Here is a 26,734-nt window from a genome sequence, read left to right as displayed (position 1 = left end):
GCAAGTTTTAAAAATAATCGGATGCAAGCAAGTTTTCTATCAATCTATCTCCTACCTATGGCCATCGCCATTATCATGGCAGGCTTGGGTTTATCATTAACCCCTGCAGATTTTAAACGCATTTTTATTTACCCGAAAGCTATCATAATTGGCTTAGTCACGCAAATGTTGGTTCTGCCAGTCATCTGTCTTTTTATAGCTGATTTTTTCAACTTGGAACCGGCATTGGCGGTAGGCCTGATGCTATTAGCAGCAGCTCCTGGGGGGCCATCCGCAAATTTATATAGCCACATGGCGGGTGGTGACGTTGCTTTGAATGTAAGCTTAACTGCGCTGAATAGCGTACTTTCCATATTTTCGATTGCCTGGATTGTTAATTTTTCCTTGGACTATTTTATGCAAACGGAGGCCTATGTTCCTATGCAATTTCTTAAGGTGGTGGAAGTTTGTGCAATGATTATTACACCCATCAGTTTAGGAATGTGGGTGCGTCATCGATTCCCGGCTTTTGCTCATCGCATGGAAAGTAAGGTTAAACTCATTTCAGGTTTGTTCCTTGCGCTCCTGATTATATTAACAGGCTTGAAAGAAAAGGATCATTTAATGCATGATATCAAGTCGGTAGGTGCCGCAGCCATCAGCTTTAATTTAGCTTGCTTGCTTGTGGGTTATTTCCTCCCCCGACTCTTCAAACTACCTCCCAAACAAGCGGTCGCTATCTCGATGGAAGTAGGGATTCATAATGGTTCGTTGGCGATTTACATCGCCTTAAGCATATTGAATAATGGCACGATGACCATTCCGGCTTTAATTTATAGTTTAATCATGTTTATTACGGCGGCAATTTTTGCTTATTGGTCTCAAAAAAAGCTTGCTAATTAAGTTTTGGCTAAATTTGTGGCCATGAAAAATTTCTATTTAATCATTGCCTTCGTAGCATCTGTCAGTACTGTTTTTGCCCAAAAAGCCCCTTTGCCTGTTGAGGTGATGGCAGGTAATAATCGGGCCAATTTACTTATCATCATCAATCGCCCCATTGACGCAGCAGGAAAATTTAATTTTTTCAACGTGACGGTTGGCGCCGCTGATTATCAAAATACCCCCTCCGAAACGGAAATGATCATAAACAATTCCATTACCTATGGATTAGGCAAAGGTTTCAGCGCTGCATCGGGATTACAATGGCATTATAAATTGGGTTTTGTCCCTACCGTGGGTTTTCAGTTTTTAAAAGCGAGTCCGGATTATCTGATTGTTGTTTTTCCTACACTCAATTTCAAACCTGGACATGCATTTGAAACTGTTGCTTTGGCTGAGTATAAGCCCAAATTATCCGAAAAAGTTCGTTTATATACGCGTTTACAAGGCTTATTGGTCCGTGATATCGAAGTGGGAACCCATGCTCGCAGCGGGCTTACTTTACGCGCGGGCTTGACTTTTGATAAATTTACCGTAGGTTTAGGTTCAAATTTTGATGCCTACGGACCGATGAAATTTGAAAAATCGAACCATGGATTATTTTTACAAATGCGTTTATGATTAACAAACTAGCCATCCAAATCCGTGAAATGCAAGACTTGGCCGAACAATGGGAAACCATTAACCCTTCCGTATCATCAAGTTCGATAGGTTGGCACCTGGCGCATAATTTACAAGTCATCAACGGAGTTGTAGCTTCGATTGCAGCTTCTAATCCTGCCAACTATGCTCCCAAGCATACGTTCGTGAAATGGCTTATTTTATTGACTAAAAAAATTCCGCGTGGAAAAGTGCGTGCTCCCAAATACGTAGTACCCGAAACTATTTCAAAAGAGGAATTAGAAGAAGCTTTAGATCGAGCAAGTTTGAGCGTATTAAATTTGCTGAATCAATCTCCGAAACAGTATTTCACACATCCGATGTTTGGCGATATCAACACAAAACTAGCTGCGCGCTTTTTGTGGATTCATACGGAACATCACCTGAAAATTGCGCGGGATATTCTTAAGTAAAGCGCCTTTTTCTTTCTTCGATTAAACGATCTAGGGCCTCTTTCTGTTCTACTTGTAGTGTCCCCACATTCCTTCTGGTCGCTAAATCAATAGGAAATCCCATTTGCTGCAGCACATATTTAGCACTTGTGGGATAGGTATCATGCATGAGTTGCATATTTTCAGACATAAAATCTTGAATAGCTTGGCTCTTGCTAGGATTACGGCAAAGCTCCACAATTAGCTCTGGAAAATAGTTTCCTTGAATACAGGAAAGCCCTTTGGAACCGGCTTCTAATGATGCCACCGCGTGTTCAATGTAGGCATCATATACCCCAAAAACCTGCGTGCCGCCAGCATTTATTTTAGCAGCCACTTCGTGAATATTCAGCGAGGTATCTTTGTGGTAACATAAGCGGCCTGTCGCTAACAAATTTTCCAATACGGGAATACTTACCAAGCGTTTATAAGGGACAGGACATTCGTAAATACCAAAAGGTATCCCAGATGTCAGGTCTAACCACGCGTGCATGCGCGTAAGGAAAATTTCATCGGATTCCGTTTCGTTAACGAATTGATTATTCAAAATAATGACGGCATCCACTCCAAGTGCGTAGACTTTTTTCGAAAATGCTGCCATCTCTTGGATGTTTCCTCCAAAGGTCCCCGTGGCCACCACAGGCACGCGGCCTGCTACCTGATTCACCACCGTTTCGATTACCTTCAGTCGCTCTTCATCGCTTAATTCATACATCTCGCTCGACAGGCAATTTGCAAATAATCCCACCGAGCCGGCATCCAAATAGAATTCCGTCAATTGCCGCAAACAACTATAATCCACCTGCAAGTCGGTGGTAAAGGGCGTCAACATAACCGGTATAAATCCTTCAGGTAGCTTCATCGTTTTTTCAGGATTTGTTGAACAAGTATACCCGTAAATAGAATAGTCAAGGTTCCCACAACCACCGTCATTTTTCCATCCAATGGACTTCGGAATGCTTCCGGCAAATTGTCTTTAAATGACATCCAGGCGATGACTATGACCCCAATAATCGCGGCAAATTTGGCAGCGGTATTGGATACTTTTTTCGCGATAAAACCAAGTAAAAAGATTCCCAACATCCCTCCCGCAAAGATGCCCGAAAGCTTCCACCATACATCCAACAAACTTTTCACTCCAATCATACTGATCCCGAAAACAATACCCAAGCAACCCATCACGATGGTGGCTATATGTAATACCCGTAATTGTTTTTGCGGGCTCAAGTCTTTTTGAATGTAGCGTAAGTATATGTCATTCAGAAACACCGTTGCAGAACTGTTCATCCCCGAACTCATGGTGCTCATACCGGCAGATAGCAAGGCGGCAAGTAATAATCCCAATAAGCCTGTAGGTATTTGTGTTTTCATGAAATAAGGCAATACGCGGTCGGCATAATCAACCAATTGCATCGTTTGAATCGGGATGTTTTTCTCTGCCGAAACCTGTTGCTTGAGCTCGCTGATGAGCCCCGGATTTACATCGTAAAAGGCATATAACGATGTCCCAATAAAGAAAAACAAGAACGATACCGGAACATAGTACATCACACATAGCCAAATACTCTTGGCCGCATCTTGTGTATTTTTTGCGGTATGGTAGCGCTGTATGTAGTTTTGGTCAACGCCAAAATTCGTCAGGTTAATGAAAAATCCATATACTAAAATCACCCAAAAAGAACTCGTGGTAAAGTCGGGCTGAAATGTCCCCAAACTGAATTTTTCATCCCGCTGTCCAATCGCCCAAATTTCCGTGATATCCAATTGATTCAAGATCAAGCCTAAAATCAGTAAAGCCCCCAGCGTCTTGAGAATAGCTTGTATGACCTCGGTCCAAATGACCGCTTCCATTCCCCCCAATACCGTGTAGAAAATAATAACTACCCCCGAAACTATGATGATCAGGGGCATTTCGATGCCCGATAAGGCATTGATTGTTAAGGCCAAGCCATAAAATATGGTACCCATCCGGGCCAGTTGGGTCATGATAAAACAGACCATCGCATAAGTGCGCGCCCAAGCACCAAACCGTTCTTCTAAATGTGAATAGGCACTAATCGCTTCGCCGTTTCGATAAAAAGGAACGAATAATTTACTGGCTACCCAAGCCGCCAATGGAATGGAAAGACTGAATACAAAGGGATTCCAATTGCTCCCAAAAGACTTCCCCGGGTCACCTAAAAAGGTGATGGCACTAAGGAATGTGGCGTAGAAACTTAGGCCTAGGGCCCAACCCGGTATTTGCCCGGAGGCCGTTGTAAACTGTTCGGAATTGCGGTTGCGTTTGGAAAAATAGATTCCCACCCCAATCATGCTGAGGAGGTAAACGCCAATAATTACCAGATCCCAAGTTTTCATTTTAAAGCGTCATCACCACATGCTTAATTTTCTTACGCTTCCAGGTATACGTAATATGTACTTTCCCATCTGCCGCTTGGATGACCGCTGGATAGGAGAACTCGCCATTCGGCTCATTTTCTAAAACGGCAACGTCTTTCCAGTTTTGGCCATCGGATGAAATCGCAACGTTCAAAGGGCTACGTCCTTTTTTTGTATTGTTGTAGATGATGATATGTCGGCCATCTTTTAATGTCACTGCATCGATGCCCGAGTTCGGATTCAGCAGGGTTGTCGGTTTTAAGGCCGACCAGCTTTTTCCTTGGTCTGCGGAAATACTTTGTAAGACAAAATCATTTTCTGACCGGCAGACTAATTGGAGTTTTCCATCAGGTAATTTCAAGATACTTGGTTGAATGGCTGAGGTCGTTACGCCATCATTCAAGGCCTCGGTTCTTGACCAGGTTTTCCCACCGTCTTTTGTGAATTCCATATGTAATCGCCAGTCGTGATCTTCTGAACTGGATGGGCAAATAAGCGTTCCATCCGCGAGTAGCTCTGGTTTATTTTTGATAGGTCCGTAGATATCTTTCGGTAGTCTTTCCGCTGCTGACCACGTTTTACCTCCATCAAAAGAGCGTTTTAACATGCCCCACCATTCGTCGGGAGCTGGGCCATCCTTATAAAATAGAATGAGTTCTTTTCCCGGCATTTGGAATAATACAGGATTCCATAGAGGATAGCGTTTGCCATTTCCTTGAATTCCATTGGCCACTTCTACGGGTTTCGACCATGTATCATTTTGGAAATAACTTAACCAAATGGCCACATCCGGATGTTTTTCATAGGTTCCGCCAAACCAGGCTGCTACAATCCCCTGTGGGGTCTCTACCAGTGTAGAAGCATGACAGGATGGGAATGGGGCTGATTCATAAATGAATGCTGCCGACTGTATTTTTTGGCCATGTGCAACGAAAAATGCCATGCTGAATAGGCACAGATAGAATAGTTTTTTCATAGGTTTAGGTCTCTTCAGCTTTCATCCTCAGAGCTTTACAAAGCTAAAGGGAAAAAAACAAATTCAAATTATACCAAGAAGAAATTATCAATTAGCTGATTTCAATTCCAAAATCATGAAGCAAGCCAGCAAGGCCATCTTGCGAAAATTTAGCCTTTTTTAAGCGATTGATCGTAGGCGAAATTCGGTAGTTGAACGCATTTCTAAAATCTGCTTTTTCTAAATTGCTTCGATCGAACAAAGCGCCTGCTAAATCGCAATCATCGAATTTTGCTTCGCTAAAATTTGCTTCTGTAAAATCAACTTCTTGCAACGTGCACGCCTCAAAGGATGTTCCCTTCCCGTTGATTTGATAAAAAGAACATAAATTAAGCACACATTTTTTAAAATGCACTTCAAATAAAAATGGATTGCATGCCTCAAATCGTAGGCCCTGCATTTTGCATCCTTGGAAATATACCTTTTGAAAGGATGCTCCACTCAGTTTTGCAAGGCTGACGTTGCAATCCTCGAAACGACAATCTACAAACTGAAAGTTCTTAAAATCCGCCGACTCGAATAGGCAATTTCGAAAAGTACAGCCTTCATATTCGCCTAAGGAAAGGCTGTCGATTTTATCAAAAACGTGATCCGCGTGGTAAGGTTTTTCCATTCAGCAAAATTAGTATATTTCAGAAAATTCCTTCATTTTTACAGACAAACCTATTCTTCATGAAACAGATACTACTTGCATTTGCGTTATTGCTAACGCTCCCAACTTTTGCTCAGAAACTATACACCTACCCGCTAGGCGTTCAGGCGTATACGTTCCGGAATCATTTTCCAAAGAGTACCGAAAACACCCTGGATATCATTCAGAAAATGGGCATTACCGAGTTAGAAGGCGGTGCAACCAAAGGGTATACCGAAGAACAATTCAAGAAATTATGTAACGATCGTGGCATCAGCATCCCTTCTACGGGTGTTGGTTACGATGAATTAGCAAATCCTTTGGAAGCCGTTCGCAAAGCTAAAGCCTTGGGCGCTAAATTTGTTATGTGTGCTTGGATTCCCCACAAAGGGACTGATTTTACATTAGAAGACGCACAAAAAGCGGTAGCACTTTTTAATAGCGCAGGCAAAGTGTTCAAAGAGAATGGAATTACATTCACCTACCACGATCACGGGTATGAATTCCATGCCTACGAAGATGGAACTTTGATGGATTACATCATCAAAAATACGAATCCAGCTTATGTATCTTTTGAGATGGACGTTTTATGGACCATGCATGGCGGTGGTGCTGATATGCCAGTAAAATTGTTGAAGAAATATCCGAATCGCTGGAAATTGATGCACGTGAAAGACTTGCGCAAAGGTGTTGTCGGAAACTTAACAGGTGGTACGCCTGCTGAAAATGATGTTCCGGTGGGAACTGGTCAAGGAAATTGGAAAGAAATCATCACGTTGGCGAAGAAAAATGGCATCGAACATTGCTTCATCGAGGATGAAAGTAACCAAGAACTTGAATTTGTACCTAAGAGCATCGGGTATTTGAAGAACTTATAACGAATTCGTGTACTTTTGTGGGGTGGCTCAAATGAGTCACCCTTTTTTTGCTCATATGAAAAACCTCCTCTTCTTTTTATTGATTACATCTGCTGTTTTTGCCCAGGAAAAACACCGTCCCCAATTGCACTTTACGCCACCCAGCATGTGGATGAACGATCCGAATGGGATGTTTTATGCGAGCGGAACCTACCATTTATATTATCAATACCATCCGGAGAGCACAGTTTGGGGACCCATGCACTGGGGCCACGCGACGAGCAAAGATTTGATGCGTTGGGAGCATCAGCCCGTTGCCTTATATCCGGATAGCTTAGGGTTGATTTTCTCTGGATCTGCCGTGATTGATCATCAAAATACCTCCGGCTTCGGGAAGAACGGCATCCCACCGGTGGTTGCGATTTATACAAGTCACAATTTGGAATGGGAAAAAGCGGGTCGTATCGATCGTGAAAATCAAAGCATTGCATATAGTTTAGATGGAGGACAGACCTTTACAAAATTTGCAGGAAACCCAGTCATCAAAAACCCGGGCATAGCGGATTTCCGCGATCCAAATGTTTCCTGGTATGCACCTGGAAAAAAATGGATTATGGCACTTGCGACGCAGGATCGCGAGGCGTTTTATTCTTCGCCCGACTTGAAAAATTGGACAAAGGAGAGTGAGTTTGGCGCGAAAATGGGTGCACATGGAGGGGTTTGGGAATGTCCAGATATGTTTCCGATGCAGGTCGGCGGCAAAACCAAATGGGTCTTAATTGTTAATATAAATCCTGGCGCACCGAATGGCGGCTCCGGAGCCCAGTATTTTGTTGGGGATTTCGATGGACATCAATTTACGCCTCAAGATGAAGAAACCCGTTGGATTGATTATGGGCGTGACAATTATGCGGGCGTGACTTTCCATGAAACAGGCGACAAGCGGATATTCATGGGCTGGATGTCCAACTGGGATTATGCCACAGTGGTACCAACGGAATCTTGGCGCAGTGCGAATACCTTGCCCCGTGATTTGAAATTAGTGGCTTTGGACGGGAAATATGTAGTGGCTTCTACACCGATCGAGGCTGTGTCCAACTACGTGAAAAGCAAGCAAACCATCAAGTCAAATAATACGATTAAAACGGCATCTGCTCTTCAAAGATTAACGGGTAAATTACCTGTTCAGGATTTTTCCATCACGCTATCAAACTCGAAAGGGGAACAAGTCATCATTGGATTTGAGGCGTCGACCAACCGTTATTTTGTGGACCGAGATGCGTCTGGTGATATGAAATTTAGCAATAAATTTGCCGGTAAGGCCTATGCCCCAAGACTATCGAAATCGAACACCATTGATTTTACCTTGATCACAGATGTTGCATCAGCAGAGTTTTTTGCGGATGGTGGATTATCGGTTTTAACGACGATTTATTTCCCTTCAGAGACATTTAAAAATCTAAAAATTACGTCGGCAAAGGGTCTTCCATTTTTATTGGAAGAATTGAAGCCTTCGATGTAATTATTTTAGCAGCGGTTTCAGTTCTTTGAGTTTCCCATCGATTAGGGACTCATTAACTTGTAGACCTAAGATGTTTGCTATCACAGGGTATACGTTCACATTCTCAAATGCGGGAATTGTCACCCCCTTTTTAAATGCCGGTCCCCAAGCTTGAAAGCTCGCTTGCATATCGGGGTGGTGGTTATCATACCCATGTTTACCCGGGCTCGTTTTGCGGGGGCTAAAATTGAAAATCGATGGATGATTGGGAACGAGCAAAATATCTCCCAAACGATTGAATCTATCATCCGCTTTTCGGTAATGCCAATGTGCTGGCGTTTCATCCATCAAATAGGTTTGGAATGATTTTTCTTTCCTTAATTCCTCGATTGCCCGGGGTACCGCCGCAGGATTTTTCGTGTAGACATGCAGTAAAGCATCCCCTGAGGGTACTTTAAAATTCGTTGTGTCGAGGACGATTGGTTTTTTTAAGGTATTTTCAGTATCTACTGCGGTCATCCCATGATCGGAGACAAAGACGTAATTAATCGGAAGTTTTAAGGGATCTAAAGCGGCTTGTAATTTTGCGATACTTTGGTCGACCCATTTGACGGCATCTCCCACCCGCGGATCTTCTGGACCATATTCATGCGCATCATGATCCACTTGGGGAAAATAAAAAGTAATCATGTGTGGCCTTTTTTCAGCGGGTAGAGATAGCCAATCCTTCACCGCTTGAATGCGTTGCTCGATGGGAATATTTTCGTTGTAGGTATAAAAATAACTTGGTCGGATGCCTTGAATATCGGCCTCCGAAGCGACCCAATAAAAGCTGGCGCTCAACATGCCTTGTTGTTCTGCCAAAACCCAAAGTGGTGTCCCGCCATACCATTTCCCTTCAGCTACCATCTTTTTATTTCCCATGCTGTACTCATTTCCAGAATTCACATCGAAATAGCGATTGTCCACCAAACCATGGTGCGCGGGATAGAGACCTGTAACGATGCTGTAGTGATTGGGAAAAGTTAATGTGGGGTAAGATGGAATCATCGCATCCGCTTTAACACCTAGCGCCGTTCTACTTTGTAAAAATTTCGCGCCATATTTGATTGAAAAGTCCGACCGAAATCCATCTGCAGAAATTAAAATCACATAGGGCTTCGATTGCTGGGATTTGGAATTAATCCTACCAGCCTGAATGATTTGTGTCGTGTCTTGCCCCAAACTGGAGAAGCAAAGTAAAATGCCTAAGAATAAGTAATTGACAAAGCGCATGTTGATGATTTATAAGCGTTATTTAATGATGATTTTCCAGTTTTTGGTTTGCGATACGCGAGGTATTTGGCCTTTTTGATAATATACACTAATCCGATTATCCCCTATTTCCACATTTTCGATTTGTGCTTCTTTCCAGGTCGACGGCATGCGTGGTGAAATGGTAATTTCCTTTAAATCCGCTCGGGGTTTAATCCCAAAGAAGTGTTCCACGATGGGCACCGCAAAGCCGAAAATATTCCATGCTTGTGTCATCATACCAAAGTCGGGTGATACTTCGTACATACTTCCAGGTAAGGCGTAACTGAATGAGCGGCTTAGTTTTTGGATGTAATCGAGGGATTGATCAGGCCGACCGTATTGATTTTCGGCCACGGCCATCACGCCGCTGGGCAGGGTCATAACTGCACCCGTATAAGTGAATATTTTGGGGGCTTTGTAAGCGCCCGCATCTGTTCCTGCGGAGGCGTCACGATCAATGCCTGTGACGAATAAGCCAAAAGGATTCGTGAATTTTTGCGCTGTTTCAAGTGCTTTGATTGCTTTTTCTGGATCGGCCACACCGAGTTCCATCGGGGTATTTACAACCCAATTGTGATGCACCACAAAGGGTCTCGCTTGTTCACTTGGATGTGTTTCGATGTACTTTTGGGTTTGTTTAAGTTCTGCTACCGCCCAAGGTTTGTGCAAAGTATCCGCTCGAACGATGGCCTGTTTGATTAAATCAATGGCCTCTTTGTCCTTACTTCGGAAGTCGGCAAATGACCCGAATTCCTCGTTCCAAAAGCGCTCGTTGATTTGTTTTTTGAGTTTTTGAGCTTTTGCATCGTATTCCTTTTTAAGGGCTTTATCTCCCAAAATATCCGCCATTTCGGAGGCATCTTCTAAGGCCTTTTGGGTATAACAAGCCACATCGATCATCTCGCTGTGGAGTCCTTGAATTTCCATCATACCCGCCCCATCCGGGAAGCCGTTTTGGTCTTGGTCATTTTCGGTGAGCAACCAATTCAGGCCCTTTTTGATGTTTGGGAAGTATTTCTTAATCAAATTTTTATCGCCAGTCCACTTGTATGCTGTCCAAACCAAGGAGGCAAATTGGGCCGTTTCGTTCAAGTTTCCGGGGTTAAATACCACGCCGTTTGTGGAAACTTCGTGGATAATCCGACCATTTTTATTGGCTTTAATGGAGAGTTGGTGAATCAATTCAATCGATTGCCGGGTAAGTTCTTTTTGTCCAATCGCCAAAGCCCCTTGCAAGGCATACTCGCTGTCGGTACCAAACCACCAAGGGTAGTCGGGAAGTCCGGCACTGATTCCCCGACCGATTCCGGGAACATCGCGGGTTAGGCCATCGGTATTGTATTGCAACCAGGTGTAGGCTTCTTGGATGTTTTTATCTGGAATGGAAATCTTACTTTTTTGAGCTAGCGCATTGACGCGATTCCATTTTTGTTGGAATAATTGTGTTGGGTTTTTTTGAAGCCGACCGTAGGTTTCTAATGCATCTTCTTTCGATTTATCAGAACCTGCGATGTAGAATTGAATGGTTTTTTTACCTCCTGCAGGAATGCCGAGTTGGTAATTGATGGATTTTGAAATGCCTTTCCCGATGGAGTTAAATGGAATGGGTGCTGCTCCAGGGATACCTTTTTCTTTCGCACCGAAGATCGCAAACCAAGGTTTTTTTTCGTCTTTGAAAATCCAGTGATTGTTTTCAAATTCGGCATGGTCAGCGTGGTCGTTCATGTTTGACTGTTCCCCAAGCCAGGTAGGTCTTAAATCGGATTTGGCTTGAAAAACAAAAGGCGCGGCGATGTCTTGATTCGTTTTATTTATGATTTCAAATTCGATGATACAACCTAAGGTTCCATCAGGTACGAATTGTGTACGTATAATTTGTAGGTTTTTTGTTTGGTAGCGATGTTGATTCGCCATGGGGAAATTGGTAAAGCTTTCGGCGTTGTATAAATCTTGTCCATTTATGGAAACAATGAATCCATCCAAGAGTTTAATTGGGTGTGCCCAGATGCCTCCCATCTCACCGGTAATGTGCCAGCCCAAATCGGGGAATTGCCCATTTTGATGGCCAATCACGTAGAGTCGGTCGCCCGTAGTGGCAAAAGGAGATGCGAGGTAGCTTTGTTTTCCAGTGATATTCGGAAGCGTTTTTACAAGCTCGGTAATACTTTGGGCATAAAGAGCCGGAACAAATGAAAATGCAAGGAAAAGCTTTCGAAATGAGAACATATACGGGATAATTATCTGCCTAAATTACATTAAATTGCCGAGATGAAAGTAGAAATTTGGAGTGATATCATGTGTCCGTTTTGTTACATTGGTAAGAGACACTTGGAGAAGGCTTTGGAATCCTTTTCTGGAAGAGACGAGGTGGAGATTACTTGGAAAAGTTATCAGCTGGACCCCTCGATTCCCATGCAATTTGAAGAACCGATAGGGGTTTATGAATATTTGGCTGAGCGCAAGGGTTGGAGCATGGAGCAAACAGAGGAGATGCATAACCATGTTGTGGAGATGGCGGCTTCGGTCGGGTTGGAATATAATTTTGACCGAGCGGTGGTGGCGAATTCATTATATGCGCATCGCGTAATTCAATTGGCGAAAGAAAAGGGTTTGGATGATGTGATTGAGGAGATTTTCTTTCGGGCCTATTTCACGGATGGGAAGGATTTGTCATCTGTTGAAACCCTAATCGAATTGGGGGAGGAGGCAGGATTGGAGGCTACGGAGATTCGAGCGGCGATTGATAGTGAGGAGCTAGCCTACCGGGTGAGTCAAGATATTCAAGAAGGCGTAAATTTAGGTGTTCGGGGGGTACCATTTTTTGTTTTTGACAGGAAGTATGGCATTTCAGGGGCGGAACCCATTCAAGTTTTTATCGATACATTAAACCAAACACAAAATGCAAGTTAAAGGGTATGGCGCTACGAGCGCTGAGGTGCCGGTGGCGCCGATTGTTTTTGAACGTCGGGAAGTAGGACCACATGATATTCAGATTGACATTGAATATTGTGGAGTATGTCATTCGGATATTCACATGGTGCGCAGTGAGTGGGGGCCGTCGATTTATCCCATCGTTCCGGGTCATGAGGTTGTGGGAAAAGTCGTGGCTATAGGATCACATGTAACCAAATTTAAACTAGGCCAAACGGCGGGTGTTGGTGTTTTTGTTGACTCATGTCGGGAGTGTCCTTCTTGTAAAGCAGGACAAGAGCAATATTGTGATGATGACATGACGGCGACTTACAATGATTTTTATCGCGATGGAAAGACGCAGACTTTTGGAGGATATTCGGCGAATTATGTGATCGATGAAAAGTATGCCTTGCATGTAAATTTTGAGGAGAAGGATTTGGCGCGTGTAGCTCCTTTGTTATGTGCAGGAATTACAACCTACTCGCCTTTGCGTTTTGCTGGCGTAGGCAAGGGGCATAAAGTGGCGGTGTTAGGATTAGGCGGTTTGGGTCACATGGCGGTAAAATTTGCGGCGTCGTTTGGTGCTGAGGTGACCATGTTGTCAACCTCCCCTTCGAAGGAAGCGGATGCCCGGTCTTTAGGGGCTCACCATTTTGCTTTGTCGACGGATCCTGCGCAAATGAAAGCGCTGAAAGGGTCCTTTGATTTTATCTTAAATACGGTAGCTGCCAAACATGATTTGGATGCATTTTTAGGTTTGTTGAAAGTAGAAGGGAAGATGTTATTGGTTGGCATTCCGCCAGAAGCCAACAAATTCGGTGCTGCGACCTTGATTTCGAAGCGTCGGAGTATTGTGGGTTCGATGATTGGAGGCATCGCGGAAACGCAAGAGATGCTTGACTATTGTGCGGAGCATAATATTTTATCGGACATCGAAATGATTTCAATGGCTGATGTGAATGCAGCCTATGAGCGAGTAATTAAATCGGATGTAAAGTATCGTTTTGTGATTGATATGAAGACCTTGTAGCTTTTGTCGTATATGAAGAACGCCGCCAGGAATAATACCCTGGCGGCGTTTTGTTTTAGGTAGCCAATAAAGTGGATTATCCTTTTATTCTTTTTTACGGCGTTTTAATTTCAAACTATCAGCTGGATAAGTTGACTTTAACATATCCATTTGGGCTTTTGCCCAAGCAATCAGCGCCTCTCTATCTTCCGGGCTTAAGTTAGCTTTGGGATGTAGTCCCAAATACGTATAAGACGGCATGGGCATTTCACCCTCTTCAACGGTTTCGATGACTTCTTCGAGTTTATGGTTTTGGACAGCAATAGGCATTTTGGTGAATGTTGAAAAGTTCAAATGCTCTTTCCCCTCCTCGATGTGATGATCTAACCAAAAACCCACAGGTTGAATGTTTGAATACCAAGGATAGGTGCTCAAGTTCGAATGACAATCATTACAGGCATTTTTTAGGGTTTCTTTGACTGGAACCGGAATGGTATAACGTGTTGAAATGTCAAAAGTATTATCGTTGCTTTCGTTTTTTTCTGGGTGGACAAATTGAATGGCGACAAGAATGGCTATTAAGCCCAGGATAAGTTTTTTCATAGGGTCTTTTGTTAACGTTTAGAAAGCTATCAATAAATCTTGGAATTAAATGGCTAAATTTGATATTTAACAAACGGTCGGCCGCTATCAAATGAAATTAATTGAAAACCAACAATTCAAGTATCTACTGGCAGGTTTTCCCATTCTAGCCTTCATTTATGCGTTAATTTCCTATTCAGTAAACATTCCCTGGCTAGATGATTTTGAAGTTGGGCCTGTTGCCCTTTACCGATGGCTGCAAGAAGTCGAATTTCAAAAAAAGATGGCCATAATCTGGGCGCCAAACAATGAGCATCGCGTAGTAACCCTAAAATTACTTGTACTTTTCAATTATTATGTGCTTGGCCAATTGAATTTTAAGTGGATGATTTTGCAATCTCACCTCTATTTGATTCCGCTTTTTATTGTGATATGGAAGACCCTGCCTAAAAGTAATCGTGTATTATTTTTTCTACCCGTTCCTTATTTGTTCTTGAATTTTCAGTATTACCTTTCGACCTACTGGATGATTTCATCTGTTCAGCATAATTTGGTTATCGGGTTTGGTGCGCTAGCTATGTATTGTTTAAGTAAGAATTCAACTCGCCGATTTTGGCTGGCCCTTGGATGTACATTAATGGCATGTTTGTCGAATTCAGATGGATTATTTTTTATTCCAATTGGGGCTTTAGTACTCTTACTCCAACAGCGATTGAGGGGTTTGTTAATTTGGTTGATGTTGTTAAGTTCAGCTATTGTTTTGTTTTTTTGGAAGTATCCAAGTATGAACTATCACGAATCAGGGATTAATTATTTTTATCAGCATCCTCTTGAAAGCCTAAATGGATTTTTTGTATTTATGGGGGGAGGATTTGATTTTTGGTATCGAGAACAAACCTCTTTTCGCCTGATCGAAACCGCATTTGTAGGTATTTTATTGGTGTTTATTTTGTTGATATCCTTAATTAGGCTTATCAAAGGACTCGGATTTTCACAATTTATTCAGCGTTTTAAGGATAAATCAAGTACGCAGCCAAATGTATTATTTGTCCTATCCATGTTGCTATTTTGTTTGATGAATGCAGGGGCAATTAGTATTTTGCGCTCCTCTTGGGGCGAATTTGTTTACCTAATTGGGAATTATAAAATCTATCCAACCTTGGCATTGGTATTTGTTTATCTGCTAGTGCTACTTACTTGGAAACCAAGTTCAATGTTAGTTGGTTTGATATCGATTTTTAGTATCATTTTCTGGGGATTCAGCATTGCGAATAGCTTGGAAGATGTACGCCAAAGGAAAATTTTATTGCAAAAGGAACGCGTTCTTTTTCGAAAAGGGGAGGTTGGTTTAGGTTTTACTGCCCAACAACAGAAGGACTTTGGTATTGATAAAATCATGCGTTTTTTTGAATCAAAAGGAATTTATAGTGAGGAGTAAGATTTTCATATTTTTGATATTATGTAGTTTGAGCATTCAAGCCCAAACTAATCATGTGGAGGAAATTCAAGCCTTCAGAAATGCTCGATTAAATAGCCTTAAATCTGAAAATGGCTGGCTTAATTTGGCAGGCCTTTTTTGGTTAAATGAGGGCATTAATACCTTTGGCAGTGACGAAAAGAACGATTTTGTATTTCCAAAAGACCATTCTGATCCTTTTTTGGGGGAGTTATTGCTCAAAGACGGGAAAGTATTTTATCAAACCGTTAGCGATACCATGTTGGTTTACCGAGATGATATTCAGGCACCGATTATTTCGCATCGTTCTTTGCGCTGGTTTATCATTAAACGGGGAGATAAATATGCGGTTCGCCTCCGTGATTTAGAAGGGGAATACTTGAAGGCTTTTCAGGGTATAGATTGTTACCCAACGAATTCAGCCTATCGAATTTGGGCGGATTTTGTGCCCACGAAGGGGAAGATGGTAACGATTATTGATGTGACTGGTAGGGCATACCAACAGGAATCCCCGGGACTACTTCGGCTCAAGATTGGAAAGAAAACCTATGACTTAGAAACAAGTCAAGAAGGGAATAATTTGTTTGTAGTGTTTGGCGATTTAACGAATAAGAAACAGACCTATGGAGCAGGCAGATTTATCGATACGGCCTTGCCAAATGCCCAAGGAAAAGTGCTTATCGATTTCAACAAGGCCTATAATCCGCCATGCGCCTTCACGCCATTTGCGACGTGCCCTTTGCCTACTGCAGCAAATAAATTAGCAGTGGAAATTAAGGCAGGGGAACAATTTCATGGTCACTGATTGAAGGGGCTATTTCGTTCAGTCAGTTTACCAATTAATGCATAAAATAGGTAGCTAAGATGTCGTAAGGGCGGATAATTGCACTTTATCAGGAAACTTGTATAGAAAGCCGCTAACTTAGACGCTGCCGGGGTCGCAGACCCCGGCAGCGTCAACCACCAAACAATTACGGCATCTGGCAGTTTAACTGATGCTTTCAAAATTAGCCGAATCTTTCTGCGAGCCCAATTTTGATTATTTGTAAAATCCTGCGTAAATCGTATGAAATTATTAACAGACCTATGCTTGAAAATATAACCCATTATTTTGAAACGATTTCGAGTGCGCATCGCGCGCTTATCTTAGCCGGCGGAATTGCGATTTTTTGGTTGATCGAGGGAGGTATTCCCTTAGTTCGTTTTGGTTATAATAAGTGGAAACACGCGGGAATCAATCTCTTTTTTACCTTAACAACCGTTGTCATTAATTTTGCCTTTGCGATTGTGATTGTTAAGGCGAGTGATTGGTCGGTTCAGAATCAAATGGGCTTATTGCCCTTGATAGGTCTTGCTGGTTGGGGCCAACTGATCATAGGTTTAATGCTTTTGGATTTAGTGGGAGCATATTCCATTCACTGGATTGAACATAAAATCAAAGTATTGTGGAAATTTCACATGGTTCATCATGCAGATACGATGGTAGACACGACCACAGCTAATCGCCACCACCCTGGGGAGAGTGTGTTCCGAGCAATCTTTACTTTATTAGGTGTTTTGATTTGTGGAGCACCTATGTGGTTAGTGATGCTTTACCAAAGCATGAGTGCCCTTTTATCTCAGTTTAATCATGCCAACATTCGTTTGCCAAAGGGCTTAGATCGCGCAATTTCATTCCTGATTGTATCGCCGGATATGCATAAAATTCACCACCACGTTGAGCGTCCTCAGACGGATTCGAATTACGGGAATATCTTCTCGATTTGGGATCGATTATTTGGGACATTTAATTACACTCCCATTGAACAAATTCGTTTTGGTCTAGATGTATTGCCTGATGAAAAAGCAGGTAGTTATGGTTTTCAATTAGGGGTGCCTTTTAACCAAAAAATTAAAACAGACGAGTAATTTATCTGCATTAAGAACGCCCCAATCAAATATCCAAAGATTCATTTGTCCTAAAATTTGAAAACAGGACATCTTGGCCAACCTAGGTTATGTGCCACGCGGCAAGCTAAAGCTTGTTTTAAATCGATTTGTTCAAACCCATCTTCTTAAGATCTTCCTGTTGACTTCTGACAATTGTATTTTTTCTCATTGATTAATTAGATTTGCAACAAAGAGTTAACTCGTTTTTTAACTCCGTCTTCTAAATTATCAACACAATGATTAAAAAATCTGCTCAGATTTTTTTAAAGCCACTATGTATAGGCTTTAATTACGCTCGTCAATTTTTTACTGATTTTGAGACAATTGCTTTTGTCAGAAATGTAATTCGCTCAAATGTCAAATTCACATCTGCTTTATTTTTAGCAAGCCTGTTGGCTTTGACGGCATTTGAAAGCCAAGCTCAATTCAATTTGTCTGTTTCCTTCAGCGATGGATTTGTTGGGGATAACTCAGCAAATAACAAATCAATTAATGCGACATTACTTTCTGCCAGAGGTTGGTCTTTAGCACAATTTACACAAAATTCCACTGCCGCAATATTTACCGCACAGGGGAATGATATCATAGGTAATGTTGTCCTTAGAGATTTCAATGGAACAATTCACACAATTCCAGGATTTATCAAGTGGCGCTCGCCTAGTGGAAATAGCCCAAACACGCTGGTTTTCTCTCCTAATGTAGGTTATTCACAAGCCTTAGCAGTATCCGGCGGAGGTACCTACACAATTAATTCGACGAAATACATAGGCTTAACCTTTAATGGCAGTTCTGTCCCATTAATTTCAGGTGAAGTAGATGGTAATGCGGCTACAACAGGCCTTTTGGGGGCATTGAACAATTACTTAGCCGCTTCTGCAAAATTAAGTATTAACGATGTAACGGTTAATGAGTCTGCTGGAACGGCAACTTTCACCGTAAGTTTATCAGCTTCTTACACGTCTCCCATTACTGTCAATTATTCAACAACTGATGTTTCTGCTACGAATACCGACTATACGACAACGAGCGGAACCTTAACATTCCCTGCCAACACAAGTACTGCTCAAACCATTACCGTCCCTATTTTGGATGATGGCACTTTTGAGAGTACGGAAACCTTCAGAGTAGTACTCTCAAATTCCGTGAATGCAGCTATTGCAGATAATACGGGTATTGGTACAATTACGGATAATGACACACCTATTAATCCTACCGTTGTTGCTGCAGGGGGATTATCTACTTTTACCACTTGTGCAGGAACGGCTTCTTCAACACAATCTTTCGATGTTTCGGGTAGTTTGTTAACGAGTGATATAGTAATCACTGCCCCGGCAGGATATGAAATTTCACTGGCGGCAAATTCAGGATTTCAAAATTCGCTGACGCTAACACAAGTATCCGGAACCGTTGCGGCCACAACCATTTATGTTCGCTTAACTAGTTCAGCATCGAATGGCGCCTCAGGTAATATATCGGTTGCTTCTTCGGGAGCAACGACAGAAAACCTTGCCACAGGAACGGCTGTCGTAAATGCCTTACCAACCGTAACAGGCACAACTGGAGGATCCAATAATGGAGTTGGAACTGTTAACCTTTCAGGAACAGCATCAGCAGGCGCGACCTTGGATTGGTACGCTGCAGCTAGTGGGGGCTCAGCCTTAGCTTCAGGACTTTCATATACTACACCAAGTATCTCCACCACCACAACCTATTATGTACAAGCTCGCAACACTACAACAGGTTGTATTTCAGCAGCAAGAACAGCGGTGGTAGCTACGATTACTATTGCTGATTCCGACGGTGACGGCGTAACCGATGCACAAGAGGCAATTGATGGCACAGATCCTAACAATGGTTGTAGTTATAATGTTGCCAACCAAATTTTAGCCAATACATCCGTTTCGTGGCAAAATGCCGATTGTGACGGCGATGGCAATCCGAACGGTACCGATTCTGCGCCGTTGACTTTCTGCGTAGATGGTGCAGGCTCAGTGCCTGCGAATGGTACACCGGCGTATGAAATTTTCCGCATGCAAGATTGCGATGGTGATGGAATTTTAAACGGCTTAGAATGTACAACAGGATTGAATTGCCCAGATTTTGACGGTGACGGTATTCCAAACTTTCAGGATACAGATTCTGATAATGATGGTATATTGGATGTTACGGAAAAAGAGCTTGATTTTGATGGCGATGGTCGGGGTAATTACCTTGACTTGGATTCAGACAATGATGGCATCTTGGATATCCGTGAAACTGCGGCAGATTTAGATAGAGACGGAAGGTTAAACTTCTTGGATTTAGATGCTGATGGAGATGGTATCTTGGATACTTTTGAAGGCACTGCAAATTTCCGACCGTTTGGTGATAACAATGGAGATGGTGTTTGTGATGTGAATGGCGTTACCTCGGATACAAACTTTAACGGAATTCCGGATAATGTAGAACGAGCTTTTGGAGGTAGGCCATTGGAAATTCCTGATACAGATAAGGACGGGATCCCTGATTTTCTAGATTTGGAAAGTGATGGAGATGGAATTTTAGATAGCATTGAACTTAGAGGCGATATAGATGGGGATCAATATCCAAATTACCGCGATGGCGATAGTGATGGAGACGGAGTTTCGGATGCTTATGAGAAGTTTGGCGATATGGATTCGGATGGGAAACCAAACTTTTTGGATTTAGATTCCGATGGCGATGGTTTATCTGATCAATATGAAGGATTGAATTTATGCTTTGATTGTGGTTTCTTAGACAATAACATCGATGGGTATGATGATCGCGCTCAACTAAATTCAAAATATCCAGCTGTAGATACAGATGCTGATCTTGCCCCAGATTTCTTGGATTTAGATTCGGATAACGATGGTATTCCTGATGCGGTAGAAGCAGGCAATGACCCTAAAGTACCCGCTGATACGGATAAAGATGGCACGCCCGACTTTAGAGATATCGATTCAGATAACGACGGTATCTTAGATGCGCTAGAGGCCGGAGCAGATCCAGCAGTTCCTGTAGATACGGATCGTGATGGCACACCTGACTTCAGAGATATTGATTCAGATAATGATGGCATCCAAGATGCGACAGAGGCTGGAGTAGATCCTAAAAAACCATTGGATACTGATGGAGACGGAATCTTCGACTTTAGGGAAGTAGACTCTGACAACGACGGCATCTCAGATAATATTGAGAAAGGGCCAACAGCCGTTCCGGTTGATACCGACAAGGATGGCTTACCTGATTACCGCGACATTGATTCAGATAATGATGGTATTTCAGATAATATCGAAAAGGGACCAACAGCTACACCAGTCGATACAGACGGGGATGGTTTACCAGACTTTAGGGACCTGGATAGTGATAATGATGGCATTTCTGATAACATTGAGAAAGGTCCAAGTGCTACTCCACTGGATACCGATGGGGATGGCACTGCAGATTTCCGCGACTTGGATTCGGATAATGATGGTATCTCAGACAATACCGAGAAGGGTCCAGCAGCTAATCCGGTCGATACTGATGGGGACGGTGCTCCCGATTATAGAGATGTAGATTCAGATAATGACGGTATCTCAGATAATATTGAGAAAGGGCCAACAGCTAATCCCGTCGATACCGATGGAGACGCTTTACCCGATTACCGCGATTTGGATTCAGACAATGATACCATACCAGATAACATTGAGAAAGGGCCGTCTGCAACGCCAGTTGACTCGGATCGAGATGGGATTGCCGATTTTAGAGATTTAGATTCGGATAACGACGGATTGATTGATAAAGTAGAGGCGGGACCAGATCCAAAGAATCCCTTGGATTCCGATAAAGACTTGACTTTTGATTTTAGGGATACAGACGCAGATAATGATGGGATTTTAGATAAGGATGAAGATAACTTAAATGTGAGTGGTCTAGCAGATTGCGACCGCGATGGTATCCCAAATCGCTTAGATCCTGACAAGTGCCCTAACTTCATTCCACAAGGTATCTCGCCCAATGGTGATGGCAAAAACGACACATTCATTATCCCTGGTATTTTAAGTGCGCAACCTAACACGGTTACCATTTTCAATCGTTGGGGAAATATAGTTTACGAGAAAGACAATTATCAAAATGACTGGTTTGGCCAGACGGATCGCGCCTTTGATTTATTAGCAAGCGATGGTTTACTGCCAGATGGAACGTACTACTATGTCGTTGATTTCAAGGGCAAAAAATCAAATATAAAGTCATACATCTATGTAAACCGATTGGAAAAATAACCTTCGGATTTAACAGCAAGAACAACGAAATAGCATGAAAGCAAATATAGATTTTAATCAGAGAGTAGATCAGTTTAAGTGGATCAAGGGTTTTTTGGCCCTTGCTTCCCTTGTTCTATTGAACATGATCTCAACTTCAAGTTTTGGCCAAATTGAGTCAATGTATTCTTCTTATCGACTGAATCCTCAGATTTTAATGCCATCGCATGCCGGCACTGATTCGGTAGGAGATATTACCTTAATTAATCGCCAGCAATGGTTAGGCCTTGAGGGTGCCCCAATGACCTACATCGTTTCCGGAAATTTTAAATTAAAGCAACAAAGTGGCATTGGTTTTAATGCAATGTTCGACCAAGCGGGTCCTGTGAAAGTGACAGCTCTCAGTGCAGATTATGCCTACCATGTTAAGCTGAATGATGCTTGGCGTTTTTCTGGAGGTATACGTGCAGGATTTTCCAACTTAAGTTTAGACTACGCAGGATTAGCTTTAATTCATGATGGCGATGCTTCATTTACTGGAAGCCGCTCTACAGGTTTAATGTTTAATACGGGATGGGGCTTGAAAATTAACAAAGGTGACGGCTTCTTTGTAAGTCTATCTCAACCTAGATTGCTAAAGTATGACCTAGGTAGTGGTTCCTATAAGGACGTTGCTTATTTCTATACCATGGTGGGAACAAAATTGAAAATCAATGATCATTTGAGTTTATATCCTTCAGCTTTATTTCGTACTGCGAAAGACGTACCATTAAGTTGGGACGCTAATGTCTACGCGCGCTTGCACGATCGTTTTGATGTCGGTTTCAACTATCGTCACGAAGACAGTTGGGGAGTTCGTTTAGGCATTCAAGCTACTAAAAAGATTTACGCAGGCTATGTCTACGAAATGCCTACTTCGGCTCTGAGTAAGATGAGCATACAGTCTCATGAAATTGCCTTACGATATTCATTTTCAAAGTAAAACAAAAGCCCCGAAGAAATTCGGGGCTTTTATATTAACTAGGTCCTATATCAACTGCGAATTATTGCCTCGTTACTAGCGCGCTTACCTCTGCTATAAAAATGTCTAGCGGACTAAAAGCGCCACCGGACTTTTCACTAAGATGTCATCATTCAAATCGATCATATCGCCCGTATCAGCATTAAATGAAAATTGCTGGATACGATTTTCCTCTTTACATGCAACATAAACGCGTGTACTTGTTTTGTCAATTTGGAAATTTCGCGGCACTTTACCTACCGGGACATCCCGTTTGAAAACCAACCTCCCATTTGATTGAATACGAAATACGGTGATTGAGTTTTGAGTGATTCTATTGGAGGCCAATAGCCACTTCCCGTCAGGCGTGAGGTGTATATCTGCGCTTGCTTTGGGTCTATCCACCTTGGAAAAATCAATAGTTTCGCGTTGAATCTGATTCCATTTCCCATTTGAAACTTCATAAACGTCTACTGTACCACTCAATTCGCCTAGTACATAAACAAACTTTTCATCTTCAGAAAAAACAAAGTGACGAGGCCCAGTTCCGGCTGGAAATTGTGTCAAACTGTATTTGTCTTCCAGTAATCCATCAGGCCGAACATCGTAATGGTAGATTTTATCCGCCCCTAAATCGGACACATGTAGTTTTGTCTCGTCTTTTGATAACACCACCATGTGTCCATGTGATGTAGCTTGCTGTTTAGGGTATAGGCCTTTGCCAAAATATTCTAGTTTTTGGCTAAGTGGTTCAATCACACCCTTTTTCGTTTGAAATACCGATACACTGCCACCCATGTAATTGGCCGTGTACAAGGTTTGGCTTTTCTTCCGAAAATTGATGTGACATGGCGCATCCCCTTCGGTTAGCTGTTGGCTTAACTTATCCCATTGGCCTATGTCATTCTTTTTAAAACTGTAGACGGCGCCTGCATTTGACACCTGTTCTGATACCGAAAATAGGTATTGCCCATCGCTTGTTACATACTGATAGGATGCTTGTGGAACAGCTAATCCTGCAAGCACCTGCTTCGTTTGTGTGTTGATGATTTCGATTCCAGGATTTCCTTGTTGGGTATATGAGCCTACAATGAGGGTGTCAGCCGGCGTAACCAGCAAGGACATGAGGGAATGGAAGAGCATCAGCATAATGGTTAATTTAAAGGATATAGTTGGGTCAAACTCTGAATCCAGGCTTGAAATAATTTGTTTTCTAACTCACAAGCAACCGTGGCATGCGTCTCCCATTCGGTTGAAAAAGCGGCTAGTTGGGTTTTCATTTCTTCCAAATGCCCCACTTCCTCTACGATGATGGACTTTACTTGGATTTTGGATTGTTTGGCACTTAATATTTCTTGGTATATGGGGTATAATTCATCTGCACGGACTTCTATGGCATAGGTAACTAATAAATAGGCCGCCCATTTTAATTCATAGCCGGATAAACCTAAGGTTTTTTTGATGTATTTGCTAACCCATACGTCCAACATATCCAGGTAATATTTGGATGTTTGTGGGCTTATCAACCAGGCATCATCATAATTTTCAAAACCTGTAGGGGCCAATTTTGCTAGCTGTTTTTTCAAATAATACGCATGGCGATGTTCCTCTGCCGCATGTTTTAGCACCAATAAGCTCACATCCGTTTTAGATTCAAAGCGCGATATTTTTTTCGCACCCGTATTTTCCATAAAAGAAAGTGTATTTAACCATTGTGCATGCACGAAAGGATCTTGGGTAATTTGTTCGATAAGGAGCTTTAATTGATTTGTCATAAGGCGGATTAATTCCTTACAAAGATAGCTTCTCTGTGCTGATTTGAGAACTATAAATTAAATTTGAAGGAATTAAATCGGATGCTATGATTACCTATCAACTAAACCCTACCTTGACTACTGCAGATTTTATTGATATTCTTGAAAGATCGACTTTAGGTATTCGCCGGCCGCTGCAAGATGCAGTGGCTATGGAACAAATGTTTCGGTACGGGAATGTCTATGTGGGAGCATTTGATGGGAAAATTTTAGTGGGGCTAGCTCGGGTAATGACTGATTTTGTTTACACAAGCTATTTGTCGGATCTCGCTGTTGATGTGGCATACCAAAAACGAGGTATTGGAAAAACACTTATTCAAGAAGTCCAAAGGGCCACCCCAAAAGCAAAAATTATCTTAGTGTCTGCCCCTGCGGCTGAAGGATATTATCCTAAAATAGGGATGAAACATCACGCACATTGCTATCAATTAGCGCCGGGGGATGATTTAGTGCAAAATGGCTAACCTTTTGCTATAAGTTCTACCTGTACTGGATTTAAATTGTACAAAATAGTTAGCCGCCGACCATCTGGATACATCGATATTTTTTGAGAAGCTTTTGTTTATATTTTCTCGATAAACAGCTCTCCCAAACATATCAAAAATTTCCAATGTTCCGGTTGCTAAGCGATCCCAGCCGATACGAATCATATCACTTCCAGGGTTAGGGTAACATGTAAAGTCTAAATTTAGCTTATCCTCTACTATGATGGGGAATCCAGAAAAAGCAAATGCACGCATACCCATCCCATTTTTTATGAATGGGCCAGGGAATCCATATTCATTTATTCCTGTTTGAAATTCTCTATGATAATCTGGCATGTACGAAATGAGATTACCCGTGTAATTTTGGTTAAACGTGATAATGATTAAATTTTTGTCGGCTTCAATGGAGGTTATGTATGGCTCAAATGAGTTAGCATTCAATTTATCCCAATAGAAATATTTAGCCATTTTTGCCACAATGCGCTGACCTCGATTGTCGGTAACCACTGTATCCTTGGAAACATGTAGATTTTGCCCTTCCTCAAAAACTAAATATACTTTATTCCTTTCCGTCTCCGATTTAAAATAAGCCCTTTGAATATTGGGGCTATAGATTTCTATTGGATAGGGTCTTTGATATAGTTGATTTGAAATAAGCCTAAATAGTTCTAAGGCTGTTTGTCTATATCCTAGGTTGGTGTAATGCAAGCGGTCGGGGAGCAAACCTGTTGTCCCCAGGGTGGCAAACGAACGCACATAATTGTTTTGACTTGCAATAACGCGTTGGTCTTCCCGTAATTGTGAGGCAAAGCGATTTGGGTATTCGTAAATCGTTAATTGAGGATTGTAGACATGTTGAGCACTTGGGAAAAAACGCTTATATTTTTGCAATAGGCTATTAAATTTGGAAGACCACGTGTAGGGGGCTAGGACATCCGACGCCTCAGCCTCGCCTTGTCTATAGATTATACTTTTAACTCTTTGAATAGTTTTCGATTTTATGGCTTTATAATACATAATATTTCCGCCATCCAATGCTGAAATATTGCCGTCTAATTTCAAATGCCAATCAATGTTACTACCACCTGCTGCCGAGTTAATGATGGCGATCGGGATTTTCTCGGATTCATAAATCAGGCGAGCAAGTTCAGCGGCAAAAGGACCAATTCGCGCTCTGCCGGTTGCTAAGGACCAAAGTGTGTCAGCAGGATTATATGGACCATAATTTTCAGGTAATTGTACCGCGCCAAAGGAGCGAAGCCATTCCCCTTGATAAACCAAATCGTCTATCGGACCTATCCAGGCATTTGATTGCCCCGTGACATAAAAAACATCCCCTGCGACAATATTATTTCTACGAACAATTAAGGTTGAATCTGTATTTTTAATGCCAAAGATTTCTATCCCATATTGAGCTAGCTCAGCCGGAATTTTAATAGATTCAGAAAATTTTGCTACTCCATTGGAGAATTGTAGCGTCGTTTTTTTATAACTTTTTATAATGCCATTTCGAAGCAGGCGCACTGAAAATGACTGATAAGCGTTGGATGATAAGACACCTTCAATAGCAATGGTGCCGAAGTTATCATTCGCTCTTGGATAAAGCTGGAAATC

The 26,734-nt window shown here is 42.1% G+C and carries 23 protein-coding genes; 13 read left to right on the top strand and 10 right to left on the bottom strand.

Annotation, left to right across the window (positions count from 1 at the left end; translation table 11 throughout):
• Positions 1-21: 21 nt before the first annotated feature.
• Genes ACIQZ2_RS08155 through ACIQZ2_RS08145 form a run of 3 tightly spaced genes read left to right on the top strand, consistent with a single transcriptional unit; the run spans position 22 to position 1,991 of the window.
• The gene (locus ACIQZ2_RS08155) at positions 22-882 is read left to right on the top strand and encodes a bile acid:sodium symporter family protein (RefSeq protein ID WP_395768361.1); all 861 of its coding nucleotides are present in this window, start codon (positions 22-24) and stop codon (positions 880-882) included.
• A gap of 21 nt (positions 883-903) precedes the next feature.
• Positions 904-1,539, top strand: a complete 636-nt coding sequence (locus ACIQZ2_RS08150; protein ID WP_395768360.1) for a hypothetical protein — start codon at positions 904-906, stop codon at positions 1,537-1,539.
• Complete coding sequence (locus tag ACIQZ2_RS08145; protein WP_395768359.1) at positions 1,536-1,991, top strand: DUF1569 domain-containing protein; 456 nt, start codon at positions 1,536-1,538, stop codon at positions 1,989-1,991. The genes ACIQZ2_RS08150 and ACIQZ2_RS08145 overlap by 4 nt, the downstream gene beginning before the upstream one ends.
• On the opposite strand, the gene ACIQZ2_RS08140 is transcribed toward ACIQZ2_RS08145, so the two are convergent.
• From ACIQZ2_RS08140 to ACIQZ2_RS08125, 4 genes are all read right to left on the bottom strand, one after another.
• Positions 1,984-2,871, bottom strand: coding sequence for a dihydrodipicolinate synthase family protein (locus tag ACIQZ2_RS08140; protein WP_395768358.1), 888 nt, complete (start codon positions 2,869-2,871; stop codon positions 1,984-1,986). The two genes, ACIQZ2_RS08145 and ACIQZ2_RS08140, sit on opposite strands and share 8 nt — an antisense overlap.
• Positions 2,868-4,367, bottom strand: coding sequence for a sodium:solute symporter (locus ACIQZ2_RS08135; RefSeq protein WP_395768357.1), 1,500 nt, complete (start codon positions 4,365-4,367; stop codon positions 2,868-2,870). Before ACIQZ2_RS08135 ends, ACIQZ2_RS08140 begins: the two co-directional genes overlap by 4 nt.
• 1 nt (position 4,368) lies before the next feature.
• Entirely contained in the window at positions 4,369-5,364 is a 996-nt protein-coding gene (locus tag ACIQZ2_RS08130; protein WP_395768356.1) for an exo-alpha-sialidase, read from the bottom strand.
• A 91-nt stretch (positions 5,365-5,455) separates the two neighbouring features.
• A complete protein-coding gene (locus ACIQZ2_RS08125; RefSeq protein WP_395768355.1) occupies positions 5,456-6,016 on the bottom strand; it encodes a pentapeptide repeat-containing protein in 561 nt (186 codons plus the stop codon).
• 59 nt (positions 6,017-6,075) lie between these two features.
• Here ACIQZ2_RS08125 and ACIQZ2_RS08120 point away from each other — a divergent pair, with 59 nt between their 5' ends.
• Positions 6,076-6,912 (top strand): sugar phosphate isomerase/epimerase family protein, encoded by an 837-nt coding sequence (locus ACIQZ2_RS08120; RefSeq protein ID WP_395768354.1) that lies wholly within the window; start codon positions 6,076-6,078, stop codon positions 6,910-6,912.
• 55 nt (positions 6,913-6,967) lie between these two features.
• Positions 6,968-8,413, top strand: a complete 1,446-nt coding sequence (locus tag ACIQZ2_RS08115; RefSeq protein ID WP_395768353.1) for a glycoside hydrolase family 32 protein — start codon at positions 6,968-6,970, stop codon at positions 8,411-8,413.
• Here ACIQZ2_RS08115 and ACIQZ2_RS08110 read toward each other — a convergent pair whose 3' ends face one another.
• Positions 8,414-9,667: an ectonucleotide pyrophosphatase/phosphodiesterase gene (locus ACIQZ2_RS08110; protein WP_395768352.1), complete on the bottom strand. Its 1,254-nt coding sequence runs from the start codon at positions 9,665-9,667 to the stop codon at positions 8,414-8,416.
• A gap of 18 nt (positions 9,668-9,685) precedes the next feature.
• On the bottom strand, positions 9,686-11,914 hold the full coding sequence (locus ACIQZ2_RS08105) for an MGH1-like glycoside hydrolase domain-containing protein (RefSeq protein WP_395768351.1): 2,229 nt from the start codon (positions 11,912-11,914) through the stop codon (positions 9,686-9,688).
• A 42-nt stretch (positions 11,915-11,956) separates the two neighbouring features.
• Here ACIQZ2_RS08105 and ACIQZ2_RS08100 point away from each other — a divergent pair, with 42 nt between their 5' ends.
• Together ACIQZ2_RS08100 and ACIQZ2_RS08095 are read left to right on the top strand one after the other, a co-directional pair.
• Entirely contained in the window at positions 11,957-12,598 is a 642-nt protein-coding gene (locus ACIQZ2_RS08100) for a DsbA family oxidoreductase (protein ID WP_395768350.1), read from the top strand.
• Positions 12,588-13,631, top strand: coding sequence for an NAD(P)-dependent alcohol dehydrogenase (locus tag ACIQZ2_RS08095; RefSeq protein ID WP_395768349.1), 1,044 nt, complete (start codon positions 12,588-12,590; stop codon positions 13,629-13,631). The genes ACIQZ2_RS08100 and ACIQZ2_RS08095 overlap by 11 nt, the downstream gene beginning before the upstream one ends.
• Before the next feature lie 84 nt (positions 13,632-13,715).
• On the opposite strand, the gene ACIQZ2_RS08090 is transcribed toward ACIQZ2_RS08095, so the two are convergent.
• The gene (locus ACIQZ2_RS08090; protein WP_395768348.1) at positions 13,716-14,213 is read right to left on the bottom strand and encodes a heme-binding domain-containing protein; all 498 of its coding nucleotides are present in this window, start codon (positions 14,211-14,213) and stop codon (positions 13,716-13,718) included.
• A gap of 91 nt (positions 14,214-14,304) precedes the next feature.
• Here ACIQZ2_RS08090 and ACIQZ2_RS08085 point away from each other — a divergent pair, with 91 nt between their 5' ends.
• The 5 genes from ACIQZ2_RS08085 (at position 14,305) to ACIQZ2_RS08065 (ending at position 22,803) form a co-directional block, all read left to right on the top strand.
• On the top strand, positions 14,305-15,630 hold the full coding sequence (locus tag ACIQZ2_RS08085) for a hypothetical protein (RefSeq protein ID WP_395768347.1): 1,326 nt from the start codon (positions 14,305-14,307) through the stop codon (positions 15,628-15,630).
• Positions 15,620-16,453: a DUF1684 domain-containing protein gene (locus tag ACIQZ2_RS08080; protein WP_395768346.1), complete on the top strand. Its 834-nt coding sequence runs from the start codon at positions 15,620-15,622 to the stop codon at positions 16,451-16,453. The genes ACIQZ2_RS08085 and ACIQZ2_RS08080 overlap by 11 nt, the downstream gene beginning before the upstream one ends.
• 281 nt (positions 16,454-16,734) lie before the next feature.
• Complete coding sequence (locus ACIQZ2_RS08075; RefSeq protein ID WP_395768345.1) at positions 16,735-17,556, top strand: sterol desaturase family protein; 822 nt, start codon at positions 16,735-16,737, stop codon at positions 17,554-17,556.
• 257 nt (positions 17,557-17,813) lie between these two features.
• Complete coding sequence (locus tag ACIQZ2_RS08070) at positions 17,814-21,842, top strand: gliding motility-associated C-terminal domain-containing protein (protein WP_395768344.1); 4,029 nt, start codon at positions 17,814-17,816, stop codon at positions 21,840-21,842.
• Positions 21,843-21,876: 34 nt separating this feature from the next.
• On the top strand, positions 21,877-22,803 hold the full coding sequence (locus tag ACIQZ2_RS08065) for a PorP/SprF family type IX secretion system membrane protein (protein WP_395768343.1): 927 nt from the start codon (positions 21,877-21,879) through the stop codon (positions 22,801-22,803).
• 105 nt (positions 22,804-22,908) lie between these two features.
• Here the strand turns inward: ACIQZ2_RS08065 and ACIQZ2_RS08060 are convergent, their stop codons facing one another.
• Together ACIQZ2_RS08060 and ACIQZ2_RS08055 are read right to left on the bottom strand one after the other, a co-directional pair.
• Positions 22,909-23,970: a lactonase family protein gene (locus tag ACIQZ2_RS08060; RefSeq protein ID WP_395768342.1), complete on the bottom strand. Its 1,062-nt coding sequence runs from the start codon at positions 23,968-23,970 to the stop codon at positions 22,909-22,911.
• Positions 23,971-23,975: 5 nt separating this feature from the next.
• Complete coding sequence (locus ACIQZ2_RS08055) at positions 23,976-24,596, bottom strand: hypothetical protein (RefSeq protein ID WP_395768341.1); 621 nt, start codon at positions 24,594-24,596, stop codon at positions 23,976-23,978.
• 86 nt (positions 24,597-24,682) lie between these two features.
• On the opposite strand from ACIQZ2_RS08055, the gene ACIQZ2_RS08050 reads away from it, so the two are divergent.
• A complete protein-coding gene (locus tag ACIQZ2_RS08050; RefSeq protein WP_395768340.1) occupies positions 24,683-25,099 on the top strand; it encodes a GNAT family N-acetyltransferase in 417 nt (138 codons plus the stop codon).
• On the opposite strand, the gene ACIQZ2_RS08045 is transcribed toward ACIQZ2_RS08050, so the two are convergent.
• The coding region (locus tag ACIQZ2_RS08045; protein WP_395768339.1) for a T9SS type A sorting domain-containing protein at positions 25,082-26,734 on the bottom strand (1,653 nt) is incomplete at its 5' end. The two genes, ACIQZ2_RS08050 and ACIQZ2_RS08045, sit on opposite strands and share 18 nt — an antisense overlap.

The organism is Aquirufa sp., from assembly GCF_044342065.1.
In the GTDB taxonomy this organism is placed as follows: Bacteria; Bacteroidota; Bacteroidia; order Cytophagales; family Spirosomataceae; genus Aquirufa.
This window is presented reverse-complemented; position numbering and strand designations above follow the sequence as displayed.